Here is a 17409-nt window from a genome sequence, read left to right as displayed (position 1 = left end):
TCGAACTGAGTCACGCCGATGATCGGTTCGTCAGCCACGACCGGCTCCCTCCGTCTAGCCCCGATGCCCCGGGTTGATCTTGCTGGTCTTGGGCTGCGCCCGGTCTTGGAGGGCGGGGTGATCAGGATCGAGGTGCGCGGTGCCCGGTGCCCAGGTCGGCGGGTGCCGCCAGGGGCGCGGTCGCGGGTGACGGCCGCAGCGCGGAGACATCTCCTTCCGAGTTCGATCTGCACGGGAGCGGCGTGCTGAGGCCGCCGCCGTCGGGCTGCACCTCGACTACGCGTTCGCCGGTGCGGTGTCGGCGACGGGGGCGGCGTCACTCACCCGCCCCGTCGCCTACACCGAGCGGCAAGCCTCCTGCACGCCGCCGGCTACCGGCCCGACCCTGGGCGGTGGCGGTCCAGCTCGAGCTCGCCGAGCCCGCAGAGCGAGTTGACGTCGCGCGGGTCACGCCGGAGCGCCTCTGCGTAGGCCGCCAGGGCCCCGTCGACATCGCCGAGGGCGGCCATAGCGGCGGCTCGCGATGCCGCCACCCAGCGGAGCTCGTCGGCAGGGTCGAGCTCGGCGAAGAGCGCGAGGGCGTCATCCGGGTGCCCGCTCACTCGGAGAACTTCCGCGCGCAGAGCCGTGAGCCACGAGTCGGTGCCGGACCGGGCAGCACGTTCCAGGTCGGAGTTGGCGGCTGTATAGACACCAAGGATCGCGTTCGCGAAACCGCGGGTCCGGTAGACCTCGACATCGTCATCGACCAGGTCCTGCGCACGATCCAGCAGTGCACGGGCGTCAGCCGGCCGATCGGCGTCGAGCAGAGCACGGGCGACATTGATCAGCAGCCACGCGTCGACACCACTCCCCACGTCGTCCGGCCGCAGGTTCTCCGGCCAGTTCGCAACGACCGCGTCGATCAGTCCTGGATCCTCGGCGAGGCGCCCGGCCTCGAACAGGGCAACGGTGAGCAGTGCCCGCCCGATCTACGGATTGCTGGCTATCAGTCGCCGAGCAGGCCCGACAGCTTGCTCGGGGTGGCCCTCCTCCAACTCGAACCGGGCCAGTCGCATCAGCAAGTCGGGATGGTGCGACGCATTTCCACTTGCGCCCCTGAGAGTGTGCGGTGGGTGGTGGCCGCCGCTTTCCGCCACCGGGCGTACGGATTGGCCCCCGACATCCTCCATTCGGGAACGGAAACGCCGCTCCTGCTCCTGGTCGCTCACGGAGAACCAGTACTTGCGCAACAGGAGGCCGTCCTCGATGAGCTGCTCTTCGAAGACCGGGCACTGTCGCAGGAAGCGCTCGTACTCCTCTGGCGTGCAGAAACCCATGGCGCGATAGAGCCGAGAACTCAGCCGGCAGATCGTCGTCGTTGTGGAGCGCGTTCTGGCACGAGCCCACGATCACGACGAACCTGAAGACGCCGATCCACGCCTTCGCCTGCCGCCCACATCACACTTGCCCGGTGAAGATGGCCGGCCCGCCAAGGAAACCGGGGGTGACCTCGAGCTGCAGCTCGCCCACGGCTTCCGCGAGCGACAACGCGAAGGCGAACGTGGTCGACTTGCCGGGCAGCACCGTCCCAACGGGGTTCTCGCTGCCACCGTTCGCGCTGTCGAAGATCCGCGACACCTGGCGCCCACCGTGCGTAGCGTCCACCAGCGGCTGAACAGGTGAACCTGCCCGCGGCTGTGGCAACGGTCACGCAGTTCCGGTACGCCCGAAGCAGCGGTAGCGCATCGGAGGCGGGCTTTGGGGTTCGTGCTGGGGTTCCTGCCGTGGGTCCTGTACTGGGTGCTGATCGGCAACGTGGTGTTCCGCCTGGTGGTGTGCCTCGTGCTCGCCGTTGCGGTTGGGACGCAGGTGGTGTCCAGGCTGCGCCGCCAGCCCTGGCGCCTCTTCGACCTCGGTAGCCTCGTGGTGTTCGCGATCCTGACGCTTGCCGCCTTCGTGTTCGCCGACGCCGTCCTCGAACGCTGGCTCCAGCCGCTGGGCAACCTTGGTCTCTTCCTGATCGCGCTCGTCGGGCTGCTGGTCGGGCGGCCGTTCGTCTGGGAGTACACCGCCGACCTCGTTGACGCCACGACCGCTCGCAGCGACAGGTTTCGCGGCGTGACCACCACGATGACGTGGTTGTGGGTCGCGGTCTTCGCCGCCATGACGGCTGTCACGATGATCCCGCCACTCGTCGACGAGGCCGCCACGATCCACGACACCGGGTTGCTGTCCGTCATCTGCTACTGGGTGCTTCCCTGCGTGCTGCTCGGGCTGGCCGCGTCGGCATCGGGCCTTGCCCCGCCTTGGTTCGAGAGCCGCTGCGCGCCTGTCGAGCAGCGTGAGACCGACGAGACGCCGGCCGTTGCGACGCAGTCGTCGGCGCCGCCTGACCTCGCGTCCGACACACTTGTGCTCGACGTGCCGCAGGACTCCCGCCACGACGAGCCGTTCGCCGTGACACTCCACGGGGCGCCAGCCGGTTCCGCGGTCGAGCTGACGGCGACCGGTAACGATCTGCACGGGCGCTTGTGGCGGTCTGCTGCCGAGTTCGCCGCGCCGCTGTCGGGCCCCGTCGACATCGCCGTACTCGACCCGCTGTCGGGGGACTGGGAGCGCGCCGATGGCGACGCGCCGTTGTGGGCTATGCGGTTCGCCGCCGACGGCGTGACGCCCGACCTGTTCATTCCGCCGACCGATCCGTGGCTGGTGACCGTGACTGCCCGTGTGGAGCGGGTCGGCGAGGTTCGGCGCACGGTCCGTCGACACCCCGCGGCGGCGGGTGTGCGTTGCTCCACCGTGGAGATCGACGGCAGGCCGGGGCTGCTGGCGTTGCCCCCGGGCACGGCGCCGGATGACAGCTGGCCGGCGGTTGCCTGCTTCGGTGGTTCGGAGGGCGGCTTCGAGTCGCAGGTCGGTCACGCGATGCTGCTCGCGTCCCGCGGCTTCGCGGCCCTTGCCGCGAGCTGGGTGGACAAGGGCGCACCCATCGTCGCGGTGCCCTTGGAGCGGTTCGGCACGGCCGTCCGGTTCCTGGCAGATCACTCCGAAGTGGACTCAGAGCGGGTGGCGGGCATGGCGGTGTCACGCGGTGCGGAGGGCCTGCTGTCCACTGTCTGCACATCCGGGGGGCCCCGTTGTCGCGGCTTGGTGTTGATCAGCCCCAGCAGCGTTACGTGGCAGGCGATCGGACCCGAAGGCGAGATCCCCGACGCTCCATCGTGGACAGTTGCGGGTCGGGACGTACCGTGGTTGCCGGTGCGCAGTGGCGCGCTGACGTCGCAGCTGGTGCGCAACGCGTGGTGGGTGAGCCGCCACACCGCGGCGCACCGTCCGACGCTGATTCGCCTGCGACCCGCTTACGAGGCCGGATTGCGTGGGCCGGCAACGGGGGCGGCCGATGCGCGCATCCCGGCTGAGCAGGCTGGCGGCCCCCTGCTGCTGGTCACCGGAACCGAGGATGCTGTGTGGCCGTCGGGACCGATGGCGCAGGAGGTACTCGGCCGCAGACTCCGCTCGTCCGACGAGCATCTGAGCTGCCGGGGGGCCGGGCATCTCGTCCGGCTCGGCGTGCTGCCTACCGACGCCCAGTGGACGGACGGCATCGCCCTTGGCGGCACCAGGACGGCCCAGGCCGTGGCTCAGCGCAGGGCAACGACGAGGATCACGAAGTTCCTGTCCGCGGTGACGGCGGCCTCCGGCGACCGTCGTCGCGCGGTAAGGACCCGCAGGCGCTAGCCATAGCTAGCCCCGGAACTGGAGGCGGCTGAGGCATGTCCTGCTGACGGCACCTGGGAAACGCGTCCTGGACGCCGCGGGGGTCAAGGACGACTCGGCCGGCGCCGTGGAACGGATCCTCAGTGTCGACTCCAGTGATGTCCAGGCCCATCAGCACGCTGCCGGGGCCCGGAGAAAGCCGGCTGTGCCGCCGACCGGATCGAACAGCTCGCGGTCGACGGTGAAGCGCTCGGCCGGTCCAGAAGCGGGCTGACTAGCAAGATCCACCTCGCAGTGGATGGGCGTTGTTGCCGATGTCGATCATCGACGCCTGTCCTCACCTTTCGCGTGGGGAGTGCGATGGCCCCTCCAGAACTCACGGCAGCACGAGGCGTGTGGTTAGTGCGCAACTCCCCCTCGGACACGCGCACTGTCCACACGGGGCCGGGCCGTGACATCCACGGCCCGCTCGTCTGGTGGTAGACCGCACTCACGTTCAGCTCCTTGTAGAGCCGTGCCAGAGCTGTCGGCCTCGCATCCGGCAGGGTGGCGCCGACGTCGCCGAGCGAGTCGATCATGGCGTAGATCTCAGCGCTGTCCAGCGGCTTCGCCTGCTTCAACGCGGCGTCGATCTCCGCCTGAGCTGCGGCCTTGTCGGCTTGCGCCAGGTTCATGGGCTCGACGAGCGCCATCGGATCGACACTGGCCGCGATCGCATCCTGGAAGCGCTGCAGGCGCTGTTCGGCCTCTCGGCGACGCGCCTTCGCCGCGCTCACGTCGATCGACGCCGCAGCCGTCGGTTGCGAGCCGAGAGTCGCTACTACGCTCGTCTTGCTTGACGACAGCGAACTAGCGCGACACTTCGATCTCCCTAGAAGAGCATGCGATCCGCCGTTGTATGAAGACCGCGTGATGCGGCAGTCGCGCATCGCATACTTTGGCTGCAATCTCGCCTTACAGCCAAAGCATTTTTCCACTTCTGCCGACGCCGGCGCGTCACTCCATGGGCATCATTCTGCCCGTCTAGACGTGCCAGACTTTCATTCCGAACAGTTTTTCCGCATTTCGGAACGCAATTTTTTCCTTGGCTTCGCGCGGCAAATCGACTGCCCGGAACCAGTCGGTTTGATCTTTCATATTTGCAAACGGGTAGTCGGTTGCGAACATCACTCGATCCACACTTATGTACTTCAGCAGGAGATCGAGCAGTTCAGTCTGGGGGAATGCGCTGGTTGTGAACCAGAAATTGTCATGGAAGTACTGTTCGAACGGCTTGTCCAGGCTTTTCTCGGTCACTTCGCTCATCTTCTCCAGGATGCGCTTGTAGAAGAACGGAAGGCCCTCTCCCATATGGCCGATGATAATCTGGAGATTGGGATGCCTGTCGAATACTCCTGAGGTGATCATTCGGATGCACTGAGTAACGACTTCCTGGTGCCAGCCATATGCAGAGATGCTGAGAACCTGGTCCTGGAACTCCTCCTGATATTCCGGCCGCATATTGCTGTAGTAGATTTCAAAAACCTCGTCAGGCGGCAGGCCCGGATGGATGTATATCGGCTTACCAAGGGCTTCGGCGCGCGCCAGCACGGGCTCGAAGTCGGGATGGTCGAGGAATTTCTTCCCGATGATTCCATTGGTCAGACATCCCAGGAAGCCATCTTCCCGAACTGCGCGTTCCAGTTCGTCTGCCGAGGCCTCCGGATTCTGCAGCGGCAAGGTTGCAAATGCCTGAAACCGCCCCGGATAGGTGGCCATCGGTCCATCGACGAGCATCTTGTTGAGACGATACGCAAAATCGATGCCCTCCCGACCTGGGACGTTCTGCACACCTGGCGTATGCGCGGAGAGGATTTGAACATTTAGCCCCGCCTCATCCATTGCACCGATGCGGCGCGGGCCGATCTCGGCAAGACCAGTATCCTCGAGGAACAGCCTGTCGTTCAGCACCATCAACTCATGGGTGGAAAAGGTCTCTTCCGCGCCGATGAAGGGCAGGTCCTGGTCTCGCAGTGAAATATCCGAAGTCTCGTTCGCTGTCGCGCACGAGACGATGGCAGGCGTGGACAAGCCGGCAGCAATGCCAAGTGCCGTGGCGCCGCTCAGGAAGCTGCGGCGCCCCATCATGGGGTGCTTCAGAGGGTTTGCGATGGACTTCATGTCAGCCTCTCTTCAGGTTTTGTATCCATGCGGCATCCGTCTGCGAGATACTTCAGATCGGCCCGTCGTCATTACCAGGCGAAGTCATTGAAGTAGACAGAGGAGGTCCGAGCCGGGGCGCCGCCGTTATGCTGTTGACGCCGACGCGAGCTTCGTCGTCGGCACCCCCTCATGAGGGACCAAGATTGCGCGAAGGTTGTGCGTAGATGCTCACTGGGTAAAGGGTCGAAGCGTCATGATGCCCGAGCCGCCAGACCAGCATCGAGGTGCGCTGCGCACCGCCCGGCGCTCGGTACTGCTTGAGAGGCGAAGGCCGGTCGTCAGGTCGTCGGAGCAGCCTGAGCCTTCAATTGCAGGGGAAGCCTGATCTCGAACAAGGCGCCGCCGCCGAGAGCGTCACCGACCGTGACACGACCGTTGTAGCGCTCGATGATGTCTTCGACCAGCGACAGGCCCAGCCCGGATGTCATCCGAGCCAGGGCGCGCGGCGTAGGCATAACGGAACCGAGCAGAGTACCCAGCCCGACAGCGCCTCGCCGAAGGCGGGCGGCGCTTTCCCTGACGGCGCTGCGTTGACTGCCACCACTAGCCTCCTACACACGGGTTACTTCCCTTATCTGACGCCGACTTCAGGTTACCGAGCGAATCTGAGACGACCGTTAATACGGCCGCTCAGGCCGGTTGGCCGAACCAGGTGCCCAGCGAACGCACCAGCGTGGTGGCGTCGAGGTCCTGCCCGGTAGGCAAGGCCCAGGCGACACAGCCGTCGAGCCGGATCAGCAAGGCGTCGACGTCCACCCGGTCCGTGCGGGCGGTGACGGAGCTGACCCGTCCGGTCCACGCGGCCGCGGCGTCGCGGACCTCCGCGCGGTCGACGAGGTCCAGCAGGAGCTCACGACCCTCACGCAGCAGGTCCGCCGACCGGGTCACCGCAGTGACGGTGAGCGCGGCGGCACGGATGGGATCCGGGACGGGCTCAGGCCCGTCCCGGATCTTTCATGGGCCCGATGGCCGCCGCCCCCTGCTCCTGCGCCGTGCGGCCGGGGCTGGGGTCGGCGCACCGCGGTGTCCTGCCCCGACGGTGAGCCGCACGGGGCCATGCCCGAGGGCCGCCGTCCCTTATCCTGCACCGCGCCGCTGACGCGGGTCAGCGCACTGCGGTGTCCTCCCCGGCGGTGAGCCGCGTGATCGGGGCGGGCGGGGCCGCAGCCGGAAGGTCGACCCGAAGCAGCGCGCCACCGCGTGCGGACCGGGCGACGGTGACCCGGCCGCCGTGGGCGTCGACGACCCGCTGCACGATCGACAGCCCCAGACCGGATCCCGGCAACGCCCGGGCGCTGTCGGCACGGTAGAACCGGTCGAACACCCGCGGCACGTCGGCGGCGTCGATGCCCGGCCCGGCGTCGTCGACCTCGAGCACCGCCGACGCGCCCTCGGCACGGAGCCGGACCTGGACCGACTGGCCCGCGGGGGACCACTTGCCGGCGTTGTCGATGAGGTTGAGCACCGCCCGCTGGAGCGCAGCGGGACGCCCGCTCACCCACACGGAGGTGAGGCCGAGCGCGATCTCGATGTCGGGCACGCGGGAACGCGCGCGGGTCGCGGCGGCCACCACGACGTCGGCGAGGTCGAGCAGCTCGGTGGTCTCGTCGTTGACGTCACCGCGCGCCAGGTCGGTCAGCTCGGCGGCAAGGGCGCTCAACTCGGCCACCTGGGCGCCGAGGTCGTTGAGCAGCCGGGTCCGGCTCTCCGCCGGCAGTGCGCTGTCCAGCGTGCCGCGCCGATCGAGCCGGATCAGCAGTTCGACGTTGAGGCGCAGGCTGGTGAGCGGGGTCTTGAGCTCGTGGGCGGCGTCCTCGGCGAGCAGCCGCTGGGCCTGACGGGAGTCCCGGAGCGCGGCGAGCATGTCGTTGATCGACCGGATCAGCCGCCGGATCTCCCCACCGCCCTCGTCCGGGATGTCGGCGTCGAGATCCTGGGTGTGCGCGACACGGACCGCGGCGGCGGTCAGCCGGTCGATCGGTGCCAGCCCGGTCCGCGCCACGGTCCGCCCGACAAGGGCGCCGCCGACCACGCAGAGCAGCCCGATCAGCAGCATGCCCAACCCGAACCGGTCGATCGGGCTGTCGTCGGCGACGCGGGCGCCCACCTGGACCGCGCCGTCGCCGGCCCGCAGCGTGTAGATGAGGTAGCCATCCTCGTCGCTGTCGTTCGACTCCACCAGGTCGGCCGACGCACCCTGCGCCACGCGCCCGGCGTGCTCGCTGACCGGGGGCAGCGCGGGTTGGCCGGCCGGCGTCCGGGTCGAGCCGTTGGGCAGGATGACCCGCACCAGCCGACCGGATCCGGGGTACGGCGGTAGCTGGACCTGCGCCAGACCGGCGCGCTCCGCGTTCGTCGCCAGGACGTGGGAGTCGGCGCGCAGCTGCTCCTCGGCGGTGTCCTGCAGCTCCGACTCCAGCAGCTCGATGGCCACCTGCAAGGCCACGAACACGCTGACCGCGATGGCCGTCGCCGCGATCACCGTCAGCCTGGTCCGCAGGGACCGCCTGCGCCACCATCGGGCCAGCCGTCGCAAGCCCCAGCCGGCGGCGCCCCCGCTCACGGAGGAGTCTCCCGCAACGTGTACCCCAGGCCGCGCAGCGTGTAGATCAATCGCGGCTCACCCTCGGCCTCCATCTTGCGGCGCAGGTAGCTCACGTACACCTGGAGGTTGTTGGCGGTGGTACTCATGTCGAAGCCCCAGACCGCCTCGAACAGCGCGCCGCGGGTCAACACCCGGGTCGCGTCGCGCATCAGGACCTGCAGCAGGGCGAACTCGGTCCGGGTCAGGTGCAGTGGCCGCGCGCCCCGCCACGCCTCGAACCTGTCGGGATCGACCCGGACGTCGGCGAACGAGAGGATCTGCGACTCGTCGTCGCCCGGCGTGCGCCGGCGCAGCAGGGCCCGCACCCGGGCCAGCAACTCCTCGGTGGCGAACGGCTTGGGCAAGTAGTCGTCGGCGCCCGCGTCCAGCCCCGCGACCCGGTCGGAGACCTGATCCCGGGCGGTCAGCATCAGCACCGGCAGATCCCGACCCGCCGCCCGCAACCGTCGGCAAGTCTCCAACCCGCCGAGGCGGGGCATCATCACGTCGAGGATCAGCAGATCCGGCGCGTCGCCACCGACCCCGTCGAGCACGGCGAGACCGTTGGCGACGGTGCTGGTCTCGTAACCCTCGACCTGGAGCACCCGCTCCAGCGACTCACGAATGGCCGCCTCGTCATCGGCGATCATGATCCGCACGCTGGCCCGCCCCCTCCAGTCGATGCTTTTGCCGCTCATCGTCCCCGATCAACCTGAGGCCAGGATTAAAGCTCGACGCTGTGGTGCCCGCGGGCCGTGCTCTCACGGATGCCCAAGTGGTCCGCGCCGTTGATTCGTCGGGGGTAGGGACCAGCCGGTGGGGTCGTTGAGGTAGAGGCCGCAGACGCAGTCGAGGGCTTCTTCGAGGCTGCCGGCCTTCAAAACCGTGCCGACGTCGCCCAATGAGTTGATCATGGCGTAGACCTCGGCTTCTGCGACGACGGCCGGTGCGGGAGCATCCAGCTTGTGCGGCAGTCCGTTGAGCTTGCGCCTCGTTGATCGCGTTGACCAGACCGCTCGGCTCGATCCCCGCCGCGATCGCGTCCTGGAACCGCTTCAGGCGCTTCTCGGCCTCAGTAAGCCTCTTCTTCGCCGCATCGCGCTTGCCATCAGCTGGTTCCGGTACGGCTCGCCGGCGAAGCGGGGCACCATCTGGAACTCCGCGGCCAGCCGGCGGCGACCGGTTGCCTCGACGGCGTCGGCGAAGGTCGGGTCGAGGAAGGCGTTGAAGGCGGTCGCGGCCGAACGCACGATCACGGGCCGGTCGCCGATCACCTCAAGCAACTCGGGATAGAGCGGGCCGGACGGCCTGGACTCCTCGCCGTTGGTCACCACCACTGGCGCGCCGTTCGGGGCGGTCCGACCCAGCGTTTGCTTGAACAATCGGAAGGTGTGCTCGATATCGAACCGGCGCAGGATGCTTGCCATAGCCGATCCACATCGGGGAATGTTTGATTGATGCGGGAGTACCACAGCCACCGCAGTTCGGACCCGCCTGATCGCCGGCGCATGACCAGGTTGGCAAAGGCTCGTTGACGCCCTGAAGTCGTCCTCGCGTCTGTCCACTGTGGTGTCGGCCCCGAAACGTCGAGTCGGAGCCCAACCCGCGGTCACCAGCGCCGAGCCCGTCGGTAGGTCAGTTCGTGGCGGGTTCGAGCAGGACCAGCGGTACTTCGCGGTTGCCGGTCTCCGCGGCGCGGTCGCGCATGTCGCTGAAGAACGGGTAGAGCTCGTCGGCGTAGGCGAGCCAGTCCTCCCGCTCGGCGCCGTTGGCGGTGCGTGCGGTCATCAGCGATCGGTGGGGGCCGTCTTGCAGCTGGACCGTCGGATTGGCCACCAGGTTGTGGTACCAGCTCGGGTTGTGGACCTGGCCGCCGGCAGAGGCGCCGACGGCATAGACGCCGCCGCGCTCGATGCGCATCAGGGCGACCTTGCGCAGCTTGCCCGAACGCGCTCCGCGCGTGGTCAGGATGATGACGGGGGCGCCCTGCATCGTCGCGCCTTCTCGGCCGTCGGTGCGCTCGTAGAGCTCGACCTGCTCGCGGGTCATCGGATCGGAGCTGGGGACGAACTCGCCGTCGAGCAGATTCCGTGTCATGTCGGGTGGTTCCTTTTGTCACTGGGAGTCTCAGGTCCGGCCGGGCCGGAGAGACGCGGAGTTGGCGAGGCGACGGCTCAGAGGGTGATCACGGTCTTGCCGATGGTCCGGCGGGTCTCGACGAGCGTGTGCGCCGTCCTCATGGTCTCGGGGGTCAGTCCCCGGAGCGTGGTCGTGACGATCGGACGCAGGCGGCCCGCGACTACATCGTCGGCCGAGCGAGCGAGGATCCGGCCCTGGCTGCTGGCGTCGCGGCCGGCGACGATCTTGCTGAACACCATCTCGCTGTGCAGCGACAGCGACTTGCCGACGAACGTCTCCACGTCCAACTGGCCGGGGGAGTCGATGAAGGCCAGGTGTCCGAAGGGGCGCAGCACCTCGACGATCGATGCCAAGCGGCGGCCGGTGTCCGAGGTGGAGAACACCAGATCGACGTCGTCGATCCCGGCTCCGCGCAGCTGCGTGGCCAGGTCGACGTGGTGATCGACGACGAGGTCGGCCCCCATCGCGGTGGCCCACTCCCGTGACTCGGGCCGGGAGGCCGTGCTGATCACGAACGCCGACGTCCACGCCTTCAGCAGCTGCGTGGCCATCGAGCCCACACCGCCGGCGCCGCCTATGACCAGGACGTTCTCGACACCGGCGGGCAGGGTGTCCTGGTCGCGGAAGAGTGCCTCCCAGGCGGTGAGCACGCCGATGGGCAGGGACGCGGCGTCGGCGAAGGTGAGTTCGTCGGCGATCGTGGCGACGACCCGGTGGTCGACTGCGACGCGCTCGGCCCAGCCGCCGTCGCGAGTGATGTCGCCGGTGCCCATCACCCGGTCCCCGACCGCGAACCCGGCGGTCGCGGGCCCGGTTGCGACGACGACCCCGGCGAACTCCCACCCGAGGACGACGCGGCCGCCGGGGTCGGCGCTGCGGGTCTGCCGGATCGCGGTCTCGCCCGGGTTGATGCCGATCGCGCGTACCTCGACCAGCAGGTCACCGTCACGCGGCTCTGGTTCGGCAATATCGTCCAGGCTTATGGCGAAGGCGTCGAGCGGGTGCGCCTTCTCGTAGGCGAGTGCTTTCATGCCGTGCCCGTTCCCTCCGGGTCAGTCCTGCTTCAGGGCGTGCAGGGCCGAGAGCGGGCCACCGATCTGCATCAGCCGGCCGCCCTCGCGCAGCGATCCCGCATCGACCGGCGCGAACCCCATGCTGTCGGCGACGTCGTGGAACGTGGCCTTGGCGACGGTGTCGTCGCCGGCGTAGAACAGCAGTTGCCGTCCTGCCGGGTGCCGGGGGTCGTCGGCGATGTACCGGGCGTAGAGGGTGTTGAACGCCTTGACCACGTGTGCGCCCGGGGCCCGCTTCGCGACGAACTCACTCGGTGTCGCCACACCGAGATCGGCGACGCTCGGCGACGTCGGTATCTGGTTGGTCGTGTCCACCAGGATGCGGCCGTCCCACGGTGGAAGCCCGGCCAATGCTTCGCCGACCTGCGGCCACCTCACGGTCAGGAACACCATGTCGGCGGTGGCGGCTTCCTCGACCGTGGCCGCGCCCGCCGATGGTCCCAGCTGCGCCACGACGTCGAGCAGCGTGTCCGGGCCGCGGCTGTTGCTCAGGGTCACCGTGTGCCCTGCCGTCACGAGATGACCGGCGATGGCCTGCGCGACCGCCCCGGCGCCGATGGTCCCGAACCTCACGACGACTCCCTACGTTTGATGATAAACAACATTAATAGGGTCACCGGCTACCGCTGTCAAGCCAGACGTCCTCAGGGTCGCCCTGTTTGATGGTGGCCATCATCGGAACCGGCTAGACTTCGCCTGCGTCCAGGAGGATCTCCGTCCGGGGAGGTGGTCGACGTGCCCCGCGTCACACGGGAGCAGAAGCGGCTCAACCGCGAGAGGATCCTGGCCGCGGCCGGCGAGGGATTTCGGCTGCGCGGCATCGACGGCATGGGCATCGAAGGGTTGATGAAATCGGCCGGCATGACCCACGGCGGCTTCTACAACCACTTCGCCTCCAAGGACGACCTCGCCATCGAGGTCCTGCGCCAGGGCTTCACCGACTCGCTGGCGGCGCTCGCCGCCATCCGCGCGGCACACCCCCGCTCGGCTCGCGCGGCCCTGCACGACATGATCGATCAATACGTCGACGCCGAGCATCGCGACCACCCCGAGATCGGATGCCCCTCGGCCGCCCTCGTCTCCGACGCCGGCCGCCACGGCGCCGCCGCTCAAGCCGAGTACCGCCGGGGCCTGGACGGCTACTTCGACGCCATCGCGGCCATGTTGATCGAATACGGCTGCGAGTCCGGTACCGAGATCAGTCCTGCCGAGGCCAGGGAGCAGGCGGTGGCGCTGTTCAGTCAGATGGTCGGCGCACTGCTCCTCTCCCGTGCCATCGTCGACGTCGCCCCGGACCTGTCGGACGAGGTTCTGGTGGCCAACCGGAATCGACTCAAGGCCAGGTGAACAGGTGCAGCGGTAGGCGAGCAGGAACCGGCTGTGCGTTTCGTCGATGACATCGAGTTCCTGCCGGCCGGCTGCGCCGGCAGCACCAGGGTCTGCATCAGGGAGTTAGGAACCCGGCGGCCAGCAGCACCGCCCGGATCCCGGCCGGCGAGTGGGGCCGGCCGGGCCGCCGCGGCGCCGGTCAGGGCCGGCTCACCGTGGGAAACTCCACCAGCACCAGCGGGCTGCCGGTCATCCACTCATCCAGCGGCGCCACCGGCTGCGGCAGACCGGCGGGGTTGGCGGGCTGGTTGAGGTCGTCGATGAACGACTGGAACACCGCAGCACGCTGCTCCGGGTCACGCACCGGCGTTGCGACGGCCGGCAGGTCGGCGCGCACCCCGTTCTTGAGGTGGAAGGTGAAGTTCGGGTTGGCGAGGAGGTTGGCGAACCAGCTGCGCCGGACCGGCGGGTTCGAGCTGAGGTAGATGCGGCCGTGGGCGCGCCAGAACCAGATCTCGATCCGGCGCGACCGGCCCGTGCGGGCCCCGGTCGTGGTGATGTCGACGGTGCGGGCCCGGGCGGACGAGGCCGGGGTGATGGCCAGAGCCGCTGCTACGGCAGGGACCATGATGGTTCTCCGATGGGTTCACGGGTGACCGTCAGCGCTGCGCAGCGAGCAGACCGGGCAGGAGCTTGTCGGGGGTGGCGGGCAGGTCGCGGACCCGGATCCCGGTCGCGTGGTGGATGGCGTTGGTGATGGCGGCGGTGACCCCGACGATGCCGATCTCCCCGACCCCCTTGCCCGCGACCGGACCGATCTGGCCGTCCCGCTCGGGAAGGAAGACGACCTCGAACTCGCCGATGTCGGCGTGTGCCGGTACGTGGTAGCCGGCCAGATCCCGGGTGGTCCAACCACCGAAGCGGTGATCGGCTTCGGCGGCCTCCATCAGGGCCATGCCCAGCCCCATGGTCATCGCACCGACGATCTGCGAGCGCGCAGTCGCCGGGTTGATGATGCGTCCGGCGCCGAACATCCCGAGCACGCGGTCGACCCGCACCTCGCCGGTGTCCTGGTCGACCCGGACCTGCGCGAAGTGGGCACCGTAGCTGTGCCGCGAGTAGGCACCCATGGCGCCGATGGCCTCGGTGGTGTCGAAGTGGGCCGACAACCCCTCCTGGGGGACGGCACCGCCCGCGGCGGCGATCGCCTTGGTCAGCTCCTCGCAGGCGCCCTGGATGGCCCACCCCCAGGAACCGGTGCCCATCGATCCACCGGCGAACGGCGCCTCGGGCAGCGACGAACGGCCGATACGCAGCTCGACCTCGTCCATCGACACGTCGAGCGCCTCGGCAGCGAGCTGGTGCAGGACCGTGCGGGCCCCGGTGCCGATGTCGGCGGCGCCGATCTCCACGACCGCCGGACCGGACGACCCGATCGACGCCGTCGCCGTCGCCGGGAACGTCATGACCGGGTAGACGGCCGAGGCCACCCCGACCCCGTGCAGCCACCGGCCGGTGCGTCGGACACGGTCCGGGCCGGTCCGCTGCGCCCAGCCGAACCTCTCGGCGCCCGCGCGCAGGCACTCCACCAGCCGGCGGCTGCTGAACGGGTGCCCGGTCGCCGGATCGACCGCCGGCTCGTTGCGGACCCGCAGTTCGACGGGGTCGATGCCCAGTTGCCCGGCCAGCTCGTCGACGGCCGACTCCAGAGCGAACATGCCGGGGGCCTCGCCGGGCGCGCGAACCCAGCCGGGCGTGCTGACGTCCAGCGGCACGGCCGAGGTCGTCGTGCGGCAGTCGGGCACGTCGTAGAGCAGCCGGGACGGGGTGACCGTCTGGTCGGCGTAGGTGACGAGCCGGGAGGTCTGCCCGGTGGCCTCGTGGATCAGCGCAGTGATGTCGCCGTCCCGGCTCGCCCCGAGGCGCAGCCGCTGCCGCGAGGGGCTGCGGTAGGTGGTCAGGTCGACGGACTGGGGTCGATCGAGCGCCACCTTGACCGGCCGGCCCACGTGCCGGGCCGCCAGCGCGGCCAGCATGATCGGTGGGCGGGGCGCGGCCTTGGACCCGAAACCGCCGCCGACGTACTCGGCGACGACCTCGACGTCGTCGACCGGGACGCCCAGCAGGCTGGCGAGGGTCGTCGCGGTCCAGCTGGGCCCCTGGTCGGAGCAGTAGATGGTCAGCCGGTCGCCGTCCCAGGTGGCCGCGGCGGCGTGCGGCTCCATCGGCATCGCGAACTGGCCTGCCGTCCCGTAGGTCTCGTCGACCTGCACCTCGGCCGCGGCGAATGCGGTGTCAGCGTCCCCGCGGGACACCTGGCCCGGGCTGAGGTCGTTCGTCATCTCGACGACGACCGCGGCCGGGTCGTCCGCGGCGAAGGTGAGTGCGGGAGCAGCGTCGGGCTCCTCGGTGACCCGCACCCGGGTAGCGCCTTCCTGGGCCTGTTCGAGCGTCTCGGCAACCACGGCGGCGACGATCTGACCGCGGAAGGCGATCCGGTGGTCCTGCAGGACCATCAGGTCCGGGACGGCGGCGCCGTGCGCCGGGGAGATCTGGCCAGCCGGGTCGAGCCGGGACACGTTGTCCGGGGTCAGCACGGCAAGGACGCCGGGCAGGGCGAGCGCGGGCTCCGGGTCGACGTCGGCCACCCGGCCCGCGGGGACGGTGGCGGTGACCGGCCAGGCCCAGGCGGCGCCGGGCAGGGGGTGCTCCACGGCATAGCGAGCGCGGCCGGACGCCTTCTCGGGCCCGTCGACGCGGGCGACCGACGGAACGGTGGAGGTCATGACTGCTCCTGTACGGGGTGCGCCAGATCGGACAGCAACGTCGTCGCCGTGGATACGGTGAGGTCACTCTTGAACGCGTTGTGCGGCAGCGGACGGGCGTCGGAGAACTCCGCCCGTACGGCCACCTCGAACGCCGCCCGGGTCGCCGGGCCGCCACGAAGTCGCGCCTCGGCCCGTCGGGCGCGCCAGGGTCGCGGCGCGATGCCGCCGAATGCCAGACGCACGTCGGTGACGGTGTCGCCGTCGGTCTCGAGGACGCCTGCCACGCTGATGAGGGCGAACGCGTAGGACGCCCTGTCACGGACCTTCCGGTAGCGCATCCGGGCCGGTCGTGGCGCCGGCAGCTCGACCGCCGTGATCAGGTCGCCGGGCTCGAGGGTGTGGTCGAGGTGCGGCTCGTCGCCGGGCAGCCGGTACAGCTCGTCGAGGGTCAGGGCCCGCGCCTCCCCGGTCGCCGAACGGACGTGCACGACGGCGTCCAGCGCGACGAGGGCGACGCCCATGTCGCTGGGGTGGGTCGCCACGCAGTGGTCGGAGGTGCCGATGATGCCCAGATCGCGGTGCGCGCCTTCGACCGCCGGGCACCCCGACCCCGGTCGGCGCTTGTTGCAGGGCTTGGTGACGTCCTGGAAGTACCCGCACCGGGTGCGCTGCAGGAGGTTCCCACCGACCGTGGCCACGTTGCGGATCTGGCCCGACGCCCCGGCCAGCACGGCCTGGGCCAGGACCGGGTGGTCCCGGCGGACGTCCGGGTGCGCGGCGAGCTCGGCGTTGGACACCGCCGCCCCGATCAGCAGCCCGCCATCAGGTCGGCGAACCACGTCGGCGGAGGTGGCCGCACGGACGTCGACCAGCAGCTCCGGCTCGGTGACCCCGTTCTTCATCAGATCCACCAGGTTGGTGCCGCCCGCGATGTAGGTCGCGGCCGGGGAGCGACCGACCAGCGTCGACGCCTCTGCGGGGGACGAGGCCCTGACGTACTCGAAGGGCCTCATCGGGCCACCTCCGACTCGGCCGCGCCGGCCACCTGGCGTATGGCGTCGACGATGCGCGGGTACGCGCCGCAGCGGCACAGGTTGCCGCTCATGCGTTCCCGGACCTCCTCGGTGCTCAGGTCCGCGCGCAGCTGGGAGTCGTCGGCCACGTCGGCGGAGACCACACTGGGCCATCCGCGGTCCGCCTCGGCAAGCATGCCGAGCGCGGAGCAGATCTGGCCCGGGGTGCAGTACCCGCACTGGAGGGCGTCGTTCTCGGTGAAGGCGTCCTGCAGCCGGCCGCCCTCGGGCAGCCCGCCGTCGACACCCTCGATCGTCGTCACCTCGGCGCCGGCCGCGGACACGGCCAACCGGAGACAGCTCAGCTCGCGCCGACCGTCGACGAGCACGGTGCAGGCACCGCATTGTCCGTGGTCGCAGCCCTTCTTGGTGCCGGTGAGGGCGAGCGCTTCACGGAGCAGGTCGAGCAGAGTGCGCCGGTTGTCGACCGGCACCTCCCGGGGTGTCCCGTTCACCCGGAGGGACACCGTGGTCGTGGTCTGGGGCAACGGAAGCTCCTGTCCGGACCGGTGCCGTTACGGAGAGCGGCACGGGAGTACTGG

17 protein-coding genes and 2 pseudogenes are annotated in these 17409 nt (G+C 69.5%); 3 read left to right on the top strand and 16 right to left on the bottom strand.

Annotated features, from left to right (window positions below; genetic code table 11):
* Nucleotides 1–371: 371 nt before the first annotated feature.
* The 3 genes and pseudogenes from FB388_RS41140 to FB388_RS06130 all read right to left on the bottom strand — a co-directional run bounded on the left by FB388_RS41140 (nt 372) and on the right by FB388_RS06130 (nt 1620).
* On the bottom strand, nt 372–509 hold the full coding sequence (locus FB388_RS41140; RefSeq protein ID WP_425468555.1) for a tetratricopeptide repeat protein: 138 nt from the start codon (nt 507–509) through the stop codon (nt 372–374).
* A gap of 654 nt (nt 510–1163) precedes the next feature.
* A pseudogene (locus FB388_RS40225) lies at nt 1164–1325 on the bottom strand (polyphosphate kinase 2); the annotation flags it as partial.
* 115 nt (nt 1326–1440) lie between these two features.
* A complete protein-coding gene (locus FB388_RS06130) occupies nt 1441–1620 on the bottom strand; it encodes a hypothetical protein (protein WP_142098069.1) in 180 nt (59 codons plus the stop codon).
* A 129-nt stretch (nt 1621–1749) separates the two neighbouring features.
* Between FB388_RS06130 and FB388_RS06125 the strand changes: the two genes are divergently transcribed.
* Entirely contained in the window at nt 1750–3720 is a 1971-nt protein-coding gene (locus FB388_RS06125; protein WP_246122059.1) for an acyl-CoA thioesterase/bile acid-CoA:amino acid N-acyltransferase family protein, read from the top strand.
* 42 nt (nt 3721–3762) lie between these two features.
* A pseudogene (locus tag FB388_RS40220) lies at nt 3763–4002 on the top strand (IS5/IS1182 family transposase); the annotation flags it as partial.
* Nucleotides 4003–4722: 720 nt separating this feature from the next.
* On the opposite strand, the gene FB388_RS06115 reads toward FB388_RS40220, so the two are convergent.
* The 9 genes from FB388_RS06115 to FB388_RS06085 form a co-directional block, all read right to left on the bottom strand.
* Nucleotides 4723–5859: an amidohydrolase family protein gene (locus FB388_RS06115; protein WP_142098061.1), complete on the bottom strand. Its 1137-nt coding sequence runs from the start codon at nt 5857–5859 to the stop codon at nt 4723–4725.
* 320 nt (nt 5860–6179) lie between these two features.
* A complete protein-coding gene (locus tag FB388_RS39245) occupies nt 6180–6329 on the bottom strand; it encodes an ATP-binding protein (RefSeq protein ID WP_170225491.1) in 150 nt (49 codons plus the stop codon).
* 202 nt (nt 6330–6531) lie between these two features.
* Nucleotides 6532–6789 carry an aromatic-ring hydroxylase C-terminal domain-containing protein gene (locus tag FB388_RS06110; RefSeq protein ID WP_142098058.1) on the bottom strand — a complete coding sequence of 86 codons (258 nt, stop codon included), beginning with the start codon at nt 6787–6789 and terminating at the stop codon, nt 6532–6534.
* Nucleotides 6790–7006: 217 nt separating this feature from the next.
* Nucleotides 7007–8464 (bottom strand): HAMP domain-containing sensor histidine kinase, encoded by a 1458-nt coding sequence (locus tag FB388_RS06105; RefSeq protein ID WP_142098054.1) that lies wholly within the window; start codon nt 8462–8464, stop codon nt 7007–7009.
* Entirely contained in the window at nt 8461–9144 is a 684-nt protein-coding gene (locus tag FB388_RS06100) for a response regulator transcription factor (RefSeq protein ID WP_142102643.1), read from the bottom strand. The genes FB388_RS06105 and FB388_RS06100 overlap by 4 nt, the downstream gene beginning before the upstream one ends.
* Nucleotides 9145–9540: 396 nt before the next feature.
* Complete coding sequence (locus FB388_RS39240) at nt 9541–9912, bottom strand: cysteine hydrolase family protein (protein ID WP_170225405.1); 372 nt, start codon at nt 9910–9912, stop codon at nt 9541–9543.
* 208 nt (nt 9913–10120) lie between these two features.
* Nucleotides 10121–10582: a nitroreductase family deazaflavin-dependent oxidoreductase gene (locus FB388_RS06095; RefSeq protein WP_142098051.1), complete on the bottom strand. Its 462-nt coding sequence runs from the start codon at nt 10580–10582 to the stop codon at nt 10121–10123.
* Nucleotides 10583–10659: 77 nt separating this feature from the next.
* The gene (locus FB388_RS06090) at nt 10660–11655 is read right to left on the bottom strand and encodes a zinc-binding alcohol dehydrogenase family protein (RefSeq protein WP_142098048.1); all 996 of its coding nucleotides are present in this window, start codon (nt 11653–11655) and stop codon (nt 10660–10662) included.
* 21 nt (nt 11656–11676) lie between these two features.
* Nucleotides 11677–12270: an NADPH-dependent F420 reductase gene (locus FB388_RS06085; RefSeq protein WP_142098045.1), complete on the bottom strand. Its 594-nt coding sequence runs from the start codon at nt 12268–12270 to the stop codon at nt 11677–11679.
* Nucleotides 12271–12423: 153 nt separating this feature from the next.
* Here FB388_RS06085 and FB388_RS06080 point away from each other — a divergent pair, with 153 nt between their 5' ends.
* Entirely contained in the window at nt 12424–13044 is a 621-nt protein-coding gene (locus FB388_RS06080; protein WP_142098039.1) for a TetR/AcrR family transcriptional regulator, read from the top strand.
* A gap of 181 nt (nt 13045–13225) precedes the next feature.
* Here the strand turns inward: FB388_RS06080 and FB388_RS06075 are convergent, their stop codons facing one another.
* From FB388_RS06075 to FB388_RS06060, 4 genes are read right to left on the bottom strand one after another with little or no spacing between them, the layout of a single operon-like run.
* Entirely contained in the window at nt 13226–13654 is a 429-nt protein-coding gene (locus FB388_RS06075) for a nitroreductase/quinone reductase family protein (RefSeq protein ID WP_142098035.1), read from the bottom strand.
* Between the two features lie 31 nt (nt 13655–13685).
* Entirely contained in the window at nt 13686–15812 is a 2127-nt protein-coding gene (locus tag FB388_RS06070) for a xanthine dehydrogenase family protein molybdopterin-binding subunit (protein ID WP_142098032.1), read from the bottom strand.
* Nucleotides 15809–16807 carry an FAD binding domain-containing protein gene (locus tag FB388_RS06065; RefSeq protein ID WP_142098029.1) on the bottom strand — a complete coding sequence of 333 codons (999 nt, stop codon included), beginning with the start codon at nt 16805–16807 and terminating at the stop codon, nt 15809–15811. The genes FB388_RS06070 and FB388_RS06065 overlap by 4 nt, the downstream gene beginning before the upstream one ends.
* Entirely contained in the window at nt 16804–17355 is a 552-nt protein-coding gene (locus FB388_RS06060) for a (2Fe-2S)-binding protein (protein ID WP_142098026.1), read from the bottom strand. The genes FB388_RS06065 and FB388_RS06060 overlap by 4 nt, the downstream gene beginning before the upstream one ends.
* Between the last annotated feature and the right edge of the window lie 54 nt (nt 17356–17409).

The organism is Pseudonocardia cypriaca (genome assembly GCF_006717045.1).
Taxonomy (GTDB): Bacteria; Actinomycetota; Actinomycetes; order Mycobacteriales; family Pseudonocardiaceae; genus Pseudonocardia; species Pseudonocardia cypriaca.
This window is presented reverse-complemented; position numbering and strand designations above follow the sequence as displayed.